We start from the raw sequence: 13,414 nt of genomic DNA, 5'->3' as shown, positions 1-13,414 counted from the left end.
CTAAACAACATCCGCAAACGTTTTTTCCATTCTTTTGAAGTAATATACCCCGCTGATAAGTATAACAAGAGCTGCAAATGAAGATACCACAATAATAGGGCCAGGGGCTGTTTGCGTTCCAAGTAATGCCCATCTGAAACCTTCCACTACACCAGCCATAGGGTTGATCCCGTAAATTGTGCGCCATGGCTCGGAGAGAAGGCTGCTTGGATAGGCAATCGGCGTTGCAAACATCCAGAACTGCGTTATGAACGGAATTACATATCGGACGTCACGATATTTGACATTCAATGCAGAAAGCCACATGCCTACCCCCAGCGCTGTGACAAGGGCAAGCAGGAGCAGAGCTGGTAACCATAACATATTTATTGTGGGAAGTATGTTATAAAATAGCATCATTATAATGAGCACACCAAAGGCGATTAAAAAATCTATAACACCCGAAATAACGCTTGATAACGGCACAATAAGGCGAGGGAAATATACTTTGGTGATAAGGTTTGCACTATCTACAAGGCTGTTTGAGGATTGGCTCAATCCGTAGGCAAAGAAAGTCCATGGAACTAATGCCGAAAAGCTGAAAATCGGATAAGGGACCCCATCAGAAGGAATTCTCGCAAGCTTGCCAAAGAAAAGGCTGAAAACAATCATTGTAAAGAAAGGTTGTATGATTGCCCATGCTGCGCCAAGTACAGTCTGTTTGTAGCGTACCTTTATATCCCGCCAGGTGAGAAAATAGAGCAATTCGCGGTATTCCCACAAATCAAGTAACTTGAGAGAAACCCAGCCTTTTGATGGTGCGATTCGAATTACTGGTATGTCCTTAGCGTTCATTTTGACCTATTTATTGTTTACTTACCTCTTGAATATACCACTCAATTGTTCTTTTAAGACCATCCTCTAATGAAGTCTTTGCCTTAAACCCAAATTCCTTTTCTGCCCTTGATGTATCCAGCATCCTTCGTGGCTGACCATCAGGCTTCGAATTGTCCCAAATAATCTCACCTTTAAATTCTGTCAGCTTTGCAATCAAATCAACTATATCTTTTATTGAGATTTCGAAGCCTGCGCCGATATTTACCGGGTCGGGTTTATTGTATCTTTCTGTTGCAAGAATAATGGCTTCTGCAGCGTCCTCTACATACAGGAACTCCCGGGTTGCTTTGCCGGTGCCCCAAACCGTAATTGGTGAATGGTGAACGGTGAGAGGTGAATTGGTAGAGAACTTCTGTACCTCGATGCACTTGCGGATGAGGGCAGGAATCACATGAGAAGATTCGGGGTCAAAGTTGTCTCTGGGACCATAAAGATTAACTGGTAAAAGATAAATGGCATTAAAACCGTATTGTTCCCTATAGGCTTGAGATTGAACCAAAAGCATCTTCTTAGCCAAGCCATAGGGGGCGTTTGTTTCTTCCGGATAGCCGCTCCATAAGTCTTCTTCTTTAAATGGTATAGAGGTGAATTTGGGATAGGCACATACGGTTCCAACAGCGACAAATTTTTCTATGCCAACCTGTCTCCCCACCTCCATCATCTGAGTACCCATCATGAGGTTATCATAAAAAAACTTGCCTGGATTAGCACGATTGGCTCCAATTCCTCCTACCTTTGCAGCAAGATGGATGACAATTTCTGGCTTAGCATCTCTATAAACCTTTTTAACTGCTTCCATATCTACTAAATTGTAATCTCTGCTTCCTGGAACGAATATGTTTTTGCAACCTTTTTCCTTTAGTTTATCTATCACAAATGAGCCCAAAAAACCGGCGCCACCTGTTACCATAACTCTTTTGTTTGACCAAAAATCCATAATGATTACCGTCACCCGTCTTACGGTAACGAGGCCCGTTTCGTCGTTAGGTTACGTCGTTCGTATTTATCTCCTTCCGTTACCGTCTTACGTAACCGATACGGGCTTCCTTACCGTTGCACACTACCCTATCCAATTATCTTTCCGTCAGCTTATTATCTGTCCAGTGGATGTTTTTATTATTTAAGATTTTAATCCCTTCTCCTCTAGGGCTTAATCCTGCAAATTCCATATCATAATCTACCATTATTTTAACAAGGTCTTTGAAATTTATTTTTGGATTCCAGCAAAGCTTTTTTCTTGCTTTTGACGGGTCTGCAAGCAAGAATTCAACCTCTGTTGGTCTAAGGTATCTTGGATCTATCTCCACAAACTCGTGCCAATCTAAGTTTACATAGCCAAATGCCTCTTCTAAAAACTCCTTAATAGAATGAGCTTCTCCTGTGCCGATGACGTAATCATCCGGCTCTTCCTGCTGAAGGATAGTCCACATGGTCTCTATATACTCAGGGGCAAATCCCCAGTCCCTCTTAGCCTCCAAGTTGCCAAGATATATCTTCTTTTCCTTACCTGCCAGAATATGGGCAAGACCTCTGGTGATTTTTCTGGTAACAAATGTCTCTCCTCGTCTTGGGGATTCATGGTTAAAAAGAATCCCATTGCAGGCGGGCATACTGTAGCCCTCCCGGTAATTTACTACCATCCAGTAGGCGTAGACTTTAGCCGCTGCATAAGGGCTTTTCGGTCTGAAAGGTGTCTCCTCATTTTGTGGGGCAGGGGCATCCCCAAACATCTCACTGCTGCTTGCCTGATAAAATTTGGCTTTGGTGCCGCTTCTCCTTATCGCCTCAAGCAGCCTGGTTGTTCCCATGCCAGTCACATCTCCAGTGTATTCGGGCATATCGAAACTAACCCGGACATGACTTTGCGCGCCAAGGTGATATATCTCCTCTGGCTGAATATTGTAGATTAAGTTGGTTAGCTGTCCGGAATCAGAAAGATCTCCATAATAGAGAAAGAATCGAGAGCGTGGGGTATGAGGGTCCACATAGAGATGGTCAATTCGGCCGGTATTAAAAGTGCTGGCACGACGTATTAGTCCATGGACTTCATAGCCTTTTGACAACAGGAACTCTGCCAGATACGAACCATCCTGACCGGTAATGCCTGTAATAAGAGCACGTTTCATATTCTTCGCTCCTTTTAAATTAAAACCAAGCTGATAAGAAAATAGAAAAAGGGGTAGCTGGCATTCACCGTAACGAACAACTGCTCTTATTTTCCTTCTTTCACTTTATAAACGGAGGGATGCGCTTCTGTATCCTGGCGGTGGGCAGCAAGGTCGGAGGCAACGGCGTCGATTTTCTTGCCAAGTGTGTCACTAACGCCATCAATCTTCTGGTTTAGTTCATCACGAACACTATCAATCTTTTTGTCCAGCTTATTATGTACGTGATCGATCTTCTGATTCAGGGTTTCTACCTTGAAATCTACTAAATTGATTTTCTCGCATAATTCCTCACGGGTATCGCGTATTTCTTTACGAAGGGCATCGTGGCCCTCCAGAACCAGATCAAATTTCCCCCGAATGTCTTCCAGCAGTACTTCCATATGGTCCTTATCCATGTTTTACCTTCAAACATTTAAAAAAAGAATAAGTTAACAAGAATCCTCTAATCGTTTTAATCGTTTTTCAACGCTTTCATATCTGTTTTCTAAAAAAGCTATTCGGCGGTCAAGGTCTGTATAGGAAAATTTTATAGCTGCCATTATATCACTATGTGCCTCCTTATTTTCTTTTCTAAACTCAGCTATTTCTCTTTCAAATTTTCCATCAAGATTAATGACTCCTTCGGCTATAACTTTTATTTCATCTCTCAGGTTTTCTGCTACTATATCAAAATACCTTTTAATTTCATCCAGTTGCCCACCGTCCATCTAATTGCCTCCGCTTTTTTCTCCCTTTTCCTTTTGGTAATAGTAGCTGTAATAGTTGTAGTTATAGTAAGTGTCTTTTTTGATATTCACATCGTTTATGGTCACACCCAGAATTCTTGCTTTGACCCCTTCCAGTTGCTCTTTACATCGCTTGCCCAATTCTCTTGTAAGTCGTCCTGATTGCAAAATCAGAATCACCCCGTCAACCATGGATGCCAATACAGAGGCATCGGATACCACTAATACTGGAGGAGAATCTAAAATAATTGTATCAAATCTTAGGGCAAGGTGTTTTAAAAACTGCTGCATCGTTTCAGAACCCAGTAACCCCGAAGGGTTTGGAGGTAAGGAACCGCTTGTGATAACCTTTAAATTTTCTACTTCCGTCTCTTGGATAAACGAGGAAATCTGTTTATATATAAATGTATTTCTGGTTGTTTCATCAACTTCCTGAATGAGATGCTGATCAGAAAGAGACAAATCCCTGAATTCATTGGAGAATTCTATAGATTCTCGATTCTGAAAGTTAAATTGTCCCTTTTTCCAGTTCAGCAGATGTCTTAAAGTCTCGTCAATCTGAAGCTTCAATAGGCCTTTCAGGTCTTCAATATTAATAAAACCCATATTAAGCAGGATATATCCCAGTGGTTGGGATGCCTGTTTCTGTCTGAGCAGACCTTCTTTGAGCTGTCCCTCGGTAACTTTTCCACTCTTAATCAATAGAATCCCAAGCTTTTTATCCTCGGGTCTGGTTCCCCAATCAGCATTGACTATCCTGCCGGAATCAAAAGATACACTGATGGTATCGTCATCTGCATTTACCGTTAATACACCTGTTTTACCCTGAACCTCTATAAGCTTAAAGAGATCCTTTAAGCCATATTCTTCTAATTTCCCTTCTCCCAACTCAACATCATAAGTATCTACCAAACATCTGGTCAGCCCTGTAGAGTTATTCAAATTAAACAATTTGTGCAAAACCGGCTTTCTGAGATCGGTGTCCACTAAAAGCACCTTGTTCCCTGCCTGTGCCATTACTATTCCAAGATTGGCTACAGTCGTCGATTTACCTTCTCCAGTAACACTGCTGGTAACCAGGACTGTCTTTACAGGTCTCTCTATATTTGAAAACTTTATATTTGTATTAAGAGTGCGATATGCCTCTGTGACCGGGGAGCTAGTATCTTCCCGGGTTATCAGGGATGTTGGGTTAGCCATTACGTTGTTTCTCCCTTGGTTTCTACCTTGATACTGTTAAATCAGTCCGTCCTGAAAAATTTCCTTTTCCGCTTCCCAGAATAAATCATCTGACAAAAACATACTGAACATGATTACCTGTAGTTTTACTTATTCCCCTCGAATCCTTGACTCCTTGAATCCTCATGATTTCACCAACTTTTTTGGAGATGATCATACTTTTTTTACTTTTTCTTATAATGAGGGATAACGCCCAATGTTGGAAGGTTAAGATACTTCTCTACCTCCTCCGGGGTTTTAATAGTATTATCCAGATATTCGAAAAAGAACGCTAACCCTATTCCCAATGTAAGCCCGGTAATGACTGCAAGTAAAATGTTTAAAGTCTTTCTGGGTTTAACAGGTCTATCCGGGACTCTGGCTTGATCCACAATCATAATATTAGAGACCTTCAATTCTTCGGTTACACTCGTCTCTTTAGCCCTTGTAAGCAGACTCTGATACAGGGTACGGTTGGTCTCTACATCCCTGTTCAATACATTGTATTGTATCTCTTTTTGATTAAGCCTTAATGCTGTCTGTTTTTGATCCTCAAGCGCTCTTGCAATAGATTCTTCCTTTGCCTTTGACACCTTATATTCTACCTCGATACTTCCGGCAATATTTTTTATCTCCTGAGCGATCTTGTCCTTCACCTCAGATATCTCAGATTTCAATCTGACTATCCTGGGATGCTCAGAACCAAATTTTTGAGAGAGATCAGAGTACTCTCCCGTTAATTGTACGTATCGTGTCTTCAACTGTTGGATGAGATTATTGTTAACTACAGCAGGGAGGGATTCAATCTTTCGGGAATCTCCGGACAATCTCCTTAGCTCATTATACAGGTTTTCTATCTCTATCCTCTTGGTTTTAGCCGCAGTGAGAGCGCTGTTGAGATCATTGAGTTTCTGGATAATAATGTTATTTCTCTCCTCAAAGTTTATGGACACAAGGTTGTTCCCCTCCCTGTACCTTTGGAGAGCCCCTTCGGATCCTTCCAGATTGGTCTTCGTCTCTTTTATACGGTTATTAATCCAGCCCAAAGCCTCTCTGGAGGCATTGAGCTTTCTCTCCAGATTCTCCTCGATATAGAGTTTGCTATGGGTATTGACGATTCTGGTGATAAGCTCAGGGTCATGTCCCTCGAAACTTATATTTACCAGACGGCTGTTTCTTATAGGCGCTATCTCTAGTTTTCCCAAATAGCTATTTATCAAATCATTCACTTCCTTGTTTGTGGGCATACTGTTTTCAGAAGGCTTTTGAGAAGAGGCAGACAGAGACTTTTTCTTTTCAGGGTTGAATTCTATAGAATCCTTGAGATTCAGGGTCTCTATTACCCGCAATGCCAATGACTTGCTCTTTAAAATCTCATACTGGGTTTGGTAATAATCGGTATTAGAGGTATTAACCGCCAGAACCTCTTTAATATTCACTATATTAGGAGTCTCTGTCTCTATCAGTATCTGAGCGGTGGCCCTAAAAACCGGTTTCATCTTGAAAGAGCCAATAGTAACAGTACCAATCAGAACAACAAAAACAGTAAGTACAGTCGCCTTTCGCTTAAGGATAACCCTTATGTAGTCTCGAAGATGAATATCTTCTTTTGGTTTCATTGATTAACAAACCTCTCTAAAAGAAACTCTCTGGGACCATAATAACATCCTGGGCTGTTATAAGGTCAGTCATTTTCACCGGAATCTTTATCTTCTTGCCGTCCCCTTCCCGCAGCACCATTACCTTACCCTTCGCCGCTTTGTCGGTAAACCCTCCGGCTGTGGTGATTCCCTTAAGCACAGTGGTCCCCTTTTCCAACTTGTATCTGCCTTCTCTTTTTACCTCGCCAACTACAAAGAAATATTCGGCCTTAGAAAGATAGATAGTATCGCCATGCTTAAGAAGAATATTTTGCCTTTCATCTCCCTCAAGAAGCTTCCTCAGGTTCAGTGTAATTACCTCGCCCTCCCCTGCCTTCTCCAGAGGAATCGGGCTCCCTTTACTTCCTACGTTTCTAGGTCTTACTACAATTACATCGTCACCGGCATCCTGGGTAGGACCGCCTGCCTTAGAAAGAATCTCAACAAGCGTAGTCTCACCGGTCAGGGGATAGACCCCTGGACCCTGTCCCTTACTCTGGGGCCCCCCTACCTCTCCGAGGATATATATCCGTTTACTTTCGTAGCTATTGACTGAAATAGTAACCTGCGGATTAATGATGAATCTTCCCGAAAGCTTGGTCCGGATGTCCTTCTCCAATTCGGAAACAGTTACCCCATCTGCATGAACCCTGCCAATCAGGGGATAGGAAAACTCGCCTTCCCTCGACACCTTTACTGTCCTCGTTAAGTCATCATGATCCCAAACCTGCACTTGAAGAACATCCTCAGGACCAATCCTGTAGTCTTTGGGTTCATGAGATTTAAAGGAGGAGGCTATAATCTTGACTTTTTTCTCAAACACTTTAGCTATGGATTCCTCCTCCTTGCCTTTTGAGGGCTTGGCTTCCTCGACTTCCTTCATTCTGTTTACTTCAGGGATATCAGGATAACTTACACAGGATGTGATTGTAAAGATGGAAAACAGAAAACAGAAGAGGAAAAATAAATGACGGAAGGTCTTTCCTGCCAGACTTTTTGGATTCTCTGAGTTCATTGGGTTTCTTAGGTTCCTTTATGTCCCATGTTATATTTCATAAGTTTCCCTGCCGAACAAGGTAATCATTTATTTTGGATAAGCTTCCGCCCCTTAAGATACACTCTTTTTAACAACTAATATTGCTATTTTTGACCCTTCTATTCCTTCTCTAATTCATGCCAGTTTAAACTGACTTTATATTTTTGGTTCTCCTCCCATTTAGTTGGTGGAAAAGATTCTCGGATTCCCCTCGAACCCTTGAATCCTCATGATTTCACCAACTTTTTTGGAGATGATCCATATTTTAATGTCAAAAGACTATAGATATTTTTGCCATAGCCTTATTTTCTTTGTAGTCATTTGTATCAAAATTCGAGTCTTTTTTGTTATACTTGTATTCCAGGTCAAAACCTAACCATTTTTGAATCTTAAAATTCAGGGCTATCCCACTGCTAAAGAGTTCGTCCTTTCTCTTTTTACCCTCAGGGGTTCCTAAAGTGCCTTCCTCCAGGTAGTCATCATAAGTATAAGACACATTAATGACTGTCCCTATCTTTCTGGTGAACTTATGGTTGAAAGATAGAGAGCCTCCGGTAGAGACATATTCGGGGCCATAATCTGATTGTGCAAGAGTAACTGCAGTCTCAACAATACGGCGGAAGCCTGCTAACTTTATAGAGGTATACTCAGATTTATTGAAAGACAGGTCAATTAACATACCATAATCATACCTGTTCTCAAATGCAGCCTCTTCATAGTCCTTAGTTGTGTATCCACCCTTTATCGTTCCATTAAGCTTGGCAGTAGGATCCCATGAAACACCCAGCCAGACCTTCTGATTGTTGTTATCGGTAGAAGTTCCACCCTTGTCTTCGTTGTCCACGTGAGAAAAGCCATATTCCAGTAAGATTGATGTCTTAGGGAGGATTCGATAGGAAAAGGTTATATCCGCTTTATCTTCATCGAAGGTATCAGTCTCATCCGCTTCGTCCTCCATACGCTTTACTGTATGCCCGTATTTTACATCAATCTTATAACGATCAGCAGATTTATAGGATACCTCAGCAGAAGAGTCATTTTGATAATACTTTTTTCTTCTATCGCCATCGGAGGTAGGGGGATTGGATGTAGAAGAATAGTTATTTGCAAATTTTACAGATAATCCGCCCGGAAAGTTCAGATCCAGCATAGTATCGGCAAAATGCTCATTGGTATCATAGTTATCGTATTCAGAAAGATAAATAATATCCGCATGGTAGTCAACTTGAAAGAGGTGTTTCCCCATAGGCAGCTGGAGCATTAATCCCGGGGTCACAGTGGTGATATAATCATCTTTTTCATCGGAGTCTTCCTGAAAGAAATTGTCGGTATGTTCTTTTTTGACACTCAGGGCAGGTTTAAGCTTTAAAGGTCCCAACCGCAGTCCCTCCCGAGCACCTTCTTGAGCCTTTTCTTCCTGAGCTATTATATTAACAGGATAAAATATTATCAAAAGTATTAAGATAAGAGGGATAAAAAGATAACAGCCGATTTTGCAAACCCTTCTTGTCTGATTGTTCATCCTTTATCTCCTTTATGTATATGAATAAGCCAGAGGGACCATCGAAGAATCCTTCGATGGTCCCGGATGATTTTCACTTTACCAGTATCTAAGTTGCGGGGCTAGCCACCTCTTCTTCCGGTGGTGGTGGCGGCGGAACATACTCTTCTGGAGCAACCGGTGGCGTAGGAGGAGGAATATATGGCATTGGAGCCGTTTCCTGGGTCACAATTTTCTCTACTACAGCCAGTGCCCCTCTGGTCCGTGTTGCTGCTTCGGTCATTATATTACTTGTTTCTTTAGCTGTTTTGTTTACGGTGATGACCGCTTGCTGCAGTCCCTTCACGTCCCCTTTTTCCAATGCATTTGTTCCCTCTTTTAAGGCTTCAAAAGAAGACGCTGTACTTGCCTCTGCTTTAACTATAGCCTCAGCAGCTTTATCTGACCCTTCAACATCACCGAGAGCAGCCACTCTTGCCATGTCTTTAACAGACAGGGCTAACTCCGTAGTAGCCTTTAAAACTTCAGCAGCAGCCTTGCCAAGTTCTAAAGCGGCATTAACCATATTAGCGGCCTTTTCCTTAACAGCCTTTTCAGCTATAACAGCAATACTAACGGCTGCTTCTTGTGCCTTCTTTGCTGCATCCTCGGCTGAAGCAACTGCCTTTATTGCCCTGACAGCTTCATCCTTTTCCCCTGCAGACTGGGCAGCAGCCACAAATGCATTCGTAGCAACAACTGCCCCGGCAGAATCACTCGCAGTAGCAGCGCTCTTAGCAACAGTAGCAGCAACTACAGCAGAATTAACATCTGCAGCAGCTCTTGCCTGGTCTGCAGCCTTTCTGGCATTATTGGCTAATTCAGCTACAGTTTTTACGGCAGCAACAGCCTTATTTACGGCTTCCTGTGCCGCATTAGCAGCAGCTGTATCTCTGAGAGTTCTCGCTTCCACGACAGTCTCTGAGGCTGATACTACCCGGGCCTCAGCTTCAAATCTGGCGGCCTCTGCCTTAGCAGCCGAAGCCTGAGCCTCTGCTATAGCAGCGGCTTTCTTGTCAACAATCTTAGCCGCAACAGCCATGGCAGCATCAGCTTTCTCCGCAGCAGCCCTGGCAGCAACCTGCTTCACAATAGATTCAGCAACAGCTTTTTGGGGCAGTGAGTTGGCTGCAACAGGATTTCTGGGTGGCAGCTGCCTTGCTGGAACAGCAACGTTGGGGGGCACAAAGGTACTGGGTCTTGAAAAACTTCCCCTGGTTTCAGCAGACCCCTCCGTCAACCCCCATGCAGCCCTGCCGTCTGGTGCTACCTCGTTTACTCCCCTGGTTCCCCTTATGGCAGCAGTCATAGTAGGCGCAATAAATGTGGTCTCAGAATCCTTGGCTGGTCTAACATCGAACCACACCTTGCCAAGGACAATCTTTATATTTCGAACAAAGACAAGCTTCTTAAAGATGAGCCCCCTCTTTTCTTTTTTTTCAGATATCCTTATATTAGAGTCCAGATCCAACCTTAAGAGGCTTCCGTCAAGAAATTTAATCTCGGCTCTACCCTGTTTTGTGACTACTTTATCTCCCGGAAACAAAGGGTATGGAACTTTTTTGAGGGTATTCCATTCCATTCCGGTTCGTACCATAACTTCTCCTGTATATTTCGAAACCTCGGCTATCTTTTCTATTGCAGCTTCTGATTTTTGAACCAGAAAAGGATGGGTCAGAAATGCAGCAACAAACAGAATAACTAATATAATAAAAATTTTTTTAAACATTCCTCTCCTCCTTTCTTAAGAAGGCTAATAAAGTCAACTACCATCGGCTAAAGCCGCTGGCTTGAGGGTTCAAGGGGTCAAGCGATCAAGAGAGAATCTTTTCTTTATTATTCTCGAATCCTTGACCCCTCGAACCCTTGCGGCGCAAAAGATCGAACTGAAGTCTTTCCGCCTCAGGTGGAAGGGTTTTTCTCCCATTCCCCGAGTGGGACAATAATTACTTTGTAAGCATGGTACAAACCCCATCCCAATCTTCCTGGGGTGGGGTATCCCTTAATTCCATACAGCGTCTAATATATAGCCTTGACGGTAAATCGGCAGGAATAACCTCTAATACCTTCTGAAACTCCTCAATTCCAGTATCCCATTGTCTGTTCTTATAAGCATCCAGACCTTTCTCAAATAATGTTACTGCCATTACTACAGACTCTTCCAAATATGCATCCTTCTTTCCCATCAGTTCATATATCCTTATGGGCTCTTTTTTTCCCTTCACCCTTACCAGATCCAGCTCCCTTACTAAGAATAGATCCTTAACATGCTCAAGGGTATACTCACTGAGGATTATAGTTGTGCCGTATTCCTTGTTTATCCCCTCTAACCGTGATGCCAGATTGACATTGTCACCCATAACGGTATAATCAAATCTCTTTTCTGACCCCATGTTTCCAACAACCATAGGGCCGGAATTAATCCCTATTCCTATATCGATCCTTGGTACTCCCTCACTCTCCCATTTTTCTTGCAACTTTTTTAGACTCTCAATCATATCGAGAGCAGTAATGCATGCTCGCAGGTGATGATCTGTCTGCGGGACCGGTGCTCCATAAACTGCCATTATAGCATCACCCATATATTTATCCAAAAGCCCATCATGTGTCAACACAATATCTGTCATGACCGTAAGATATTCGTTCAGTAAGTGAACTAAAGCCTCCGGGCTCATATTTTCTGAGATGGATGTAAAGCCCCTGATATCTGAAAATAACACCGTTAAATCCCTCTTCTCCCCTCCCAGTTTCAGCATCTTTGGATCCTTTAATACCTCATTAACTACCGACGGGTTTAAATACTGCTGGAAGGCACCTCTTATCTTTTTCTTTTCCCTTTCCTCTGTCAAAAATCTAAATATAGTTACACCTGTATAGGTTAAAATGATAGTAAGTATTGGATAGATTATGTTCAGCCACATCTTATGTACCACAAACAGATACTGAACAATGGCTAAATATGAGACAGACACAAACAGAGCAAAGATGGCCCCCCGTAAAGCTGAATTTCTGTGTATAAAAATCCCAAGTACCAGACCGAACAGGACTATGAAAAACAGATCAAGGAAAATCATCCAGTTCGCTCTTGTAAGGATATCCTGATGCAGGATGTTGGCAATTATATTGGCATGTTTTTCAACACCATATAAACCGACAGAAAATGGTGTGACCCATAGATCCCCCAATCCAACGGCAGCATATCCTATCAGTACTATTTTATCATGGAATACAGAATCAGGGATGGTACCGTCTAATACATCCGAAAAAGAATAGAAAGGAAAAGTTCCATTTGGCCCATAGTAATTAATCAGCATCCTTCCCTGTTCATCAGTTGGGATATAAATTGACCCAAGCTCAATTCCTTCTCCAAAGTGTAATTTTAACCCTTCCGGTTCTAACCCCAGATACTCCCTAACCATTTGTATGTTCAATACAGGGTAGTAATCTCCGTTATACCCTATTACCAATGGTTCCCATCTTAGAGAACCATCCGCATCCAAACGGAAATTGACATGTCCTAATCTTTTGCAGGAGGAAGATAACAGAGAGATAGGAAGACTCACATCCTTTGCATTAAGGGGTGGGAAAGACTCAATATTATCCATGCCCATAAGGAATGTATAGTGGGATTTACTTAAGAAAGGTTTTGCTTCTATAATCTTTTCCCGGCTCTCTCCTTCTTTGTTGACCTTACCGTCTTCCAGGGTAAAAAACATTGGGAGAATAACATTGTTTGCCCTTTTAATCGATTCAGCAAAAACCCTATCATTATCTACATCTTTTTCGGCCTTTACCATCTCCTGGTAGAATAAGGAGCTGTTATTATTTACGTCTTTTAACCTTAAATCTGTGAAAACCCTTTTGAGGTTTTTTATCTTTCTCAATTCAGAGGGTATTTCTGGTTCACTGAAGATCAGGTCAAATCCAATTACCTTTGCTCCTCCTTTTGAAAGAATATTCACCAGTTGCGCTAATCTTTCACGAGGCCATGGCCATCTTCCCAATCTTCCAATGCTCTTGTCATCTATAGCAATAACCACTACTTCCGGACCAGGTTCAATCTGCCCCCTAAGTCTGAATCTAATGTCCAATGTCTTTAACTCAATATTATTCAACAGAGTCAATTTCGACTCGAAGAACATTAGAATTGAGACAAGAACAACGATAAGCAGACCTATTTTAACTCCGGAAGCCTTAATCACTTTTTTTCA

The 13,414-nt window shown here is 42.2% G+C and carries 11 protein-coding genes; all 11 read right to left on the bottom strand.

Going from position 1 to position 13,414, the window contains the following annotated elements:
• The 11 genes from AB1401_04730 to AB1401_04680 all read right to left on the bottom strand — a co-directional run bounded on the left by AB1401_04730 (window position 1) and on the right by AB1401_04680 (window position 13,405).
• A complete protein-coding gene (locus AB1401_04730; GenBank protein ID MEW6614750.1) occupies window positions 1-834 on the bottom strand; it encodes an ABC transporter permease in 834 nt (277 codons plus the stop codon).
• Window positions 835-844: 10 nt separating this feature from the next.
• Window positions 845-1,813 (bottom strand): GDP-L-fucose synthase, encoded by a 969-nt coding sequence (locus AB1401_04725; protein MEW6614749.1) that lies wholly within the window; start codon window positions 1,811-1,813, stop codon window positions 845-847.
• A gap of 136 nt (window positions 1,814-1,949) precedes the next feature.
• Window positions 1,950-3,002 (bottom strand): GDP-mannose 4,6-dehydratase, encoded by a 1,053-nt coding sequence (gmd, locus tag AB1401_04720; GenBank protein MEW6614748.1) that lies wholly within the window; start codon window positions 3,000-3,002, stop codon window positions 1,950-1,952.
• An 86-nt stretch (window positions 3,003-3,088) separates the two neighbouring features.
• Window positions 3,089-3,439, bottom strand: coding sequence for a hypothetical protein (locus tag AB1401_04715; protein ID MEW6614747.1), 351 nt, complete (start codon window positions 3,437-3,439; stop codon window positions 3,089-3,091).
• Between the two features lie 33 nt (window positions 3,440-3,472).
• A complete protein-coding gene (locus tag AB1401_04710; GenBank protein MEW6614746.1) occupies window positions 3,473-3,751 on the bottom strand; it encodes a hypothetical protein in 279 nt (92 codons plus the stop codon).
• Window positions 3,752-4,969, bottom strand: coding sequence for a polysaccharide biosynthesis tyrosine autokinase (locus AB1401_04705; GenBank protein MEW6614745.1), 1,218 nt, complete (start codon window positions 4,967-4,969; stop codon window positions 3,752-3,754).
• A 203-nt stretch (window positions 4,970-5,172) separates the two neighbouring features.
• On the bottom strand, window positions 5,173-6,606 hold the full coding sequence (locus tag AB1401_04700) for a GumC family protein (GenBank protein ID MEW6614744.1): 1,434 nt from the start codon (window positions 6,604-6,606) through the stop codon (window positions 5,173-5,175).
• Window positions 6,607-6,622: 16 nt separating this feature from the next.
• Window positions 6,623-7,642, bottom strand: coding sequence for a polysaccharide biosynthesis/export family protein (locus tag AB1401_04695; protein MEW6614743.1), 1,020 nt, complete (start codon window positions 7,640-7,642; stop codon window positions 6,623-6,625).
• Between the two features lie 292 nt (window positions 7,643-7,934).
• On the bottom strand, window positions 7,935-9,185 hold the full coding sequence (locus tag AB1401_04690) for an outer membrane beta-barrel protein (GenBank protein ID MEW6614742.1): 1,251 nt from the start codon (window positions 9,183-9,185) through the stop codon (window positions 7,935-7,937).
• An 88-nt stretch (window positions 9,186-9,273) separates the two neighbouring features.
• Window positions 9,274-10,932 carry a FecR domain-containing protein gene (locus AB1401_04685; GenBank protein MEW6614741.1) on the bottom strand — a complete coding sequence of 553 codons (1,659 nt, stop codon included), beginning with the start codon at window positions 10,930-10,932 and terminating at the stop codon, window positions 9,274-9,276.
• A gap of 217 nt (window positions 10,933-11,149) precedes the next feature.
• Window positions 11,150-13,405 carry a CHASE2 domain-containing protein gene (locus tag AB1401_04680; protein MEW6614740.1) on the bottom strand — a complete coding sequence of 752 codons (2,256 nt, stop codon included), beginning with the start codon at window positions 13,403-13,405 and terminating at the stop codon, window positions 11,150-11,152.
• Window positions 13,406-13,414: the final 9 nt, after the last annotated feature.

The organism is Thermodesulfobacteriota bacterium (genome assembly GCA_040757775.1).
Lineage (GTDB): Bacteria > Desulfobacterota > UBA8473 > UBA8473 > UBA8473 > UBA8473.
The sequence above is the reverse complement of the archived record's forward strand: the minus strand, read 5'-3'. Positions and strand labels throughout refer to the sequence as shown.

Excerpts from the sequence above, each read along its gene's own strand:
- AB1401_04695 (MEW6614743.1), bottom strand. The coding sequence starts at position 7,642 with ATGAACTCAGAGAATCCAAAAAGTCTGGCAGGAAAGACCTTCCGTCAT.
- AB1401_04705 (MEW6614745.1), bottom strand. The coding sequence starts at position 4,969 with ATGGCTAACCCAACATCCCTGATAACCCGGGAAGATACTAGCTCCCCG.
- AB1401_04715 (MEW6614747.1), bottom strand. The coding sequence starts at position 3,439 with ATGGATAAGGACCATATGGAAGTACTGCTGGAAGACATTCGGGGGAAA.
- AB1401_04685 (MEW6614741.1), bottom strand. The coding sequence starts at position 10,932 with ATGTTTAAAAAAATTTTTATTATATTAGTTATTCTGTTTGTTGCTGCA.
- AB1401_04690 (MEW6614742.1), bottom strand. The coding sequence starts at position 9,185 with ATGAACAATCAGACAAGAAGGGTTTGCAAAATCGGCTGTTATCTTTTT.
- AB1401_04725 (MEW6614749.1), bottom strand. The coding sequence starts at position 1,813 with ATGGATTTTTGGTCAAACAAAAGAGTTATGGTAACAGGTGGCGCCGGT.
- gmd (MEW6614748.1), bottom strand. The coding sequence starts at position 3,002 with ATGAAACGTGCTCTTATTACAGGCATTACCGGTCAGGATGGTTCGTAT.
- AB1401_04710 (MEW6614746.1), bottom strand. The coding sequence starts at position 3,751 with ATGGACGGTGGGCAACTGGATGAAATTAAAAGGTATTTTGATATAGTA.
- AB1401_04730 (MEW6614750.1), bottom strand. The coding sequence starts at position 834 with ATGAACGCTAAGGACATACCAGTAATTCGAATCGCACCATCAAAAGGC.
- AB1401_04700 (MEW6614744.1), bottom strand. The coding sequence starts at position 6,606 with ATGAAACCAAAAGAAGATATTCATCTTCGAGACTACATAAGGGTTATC.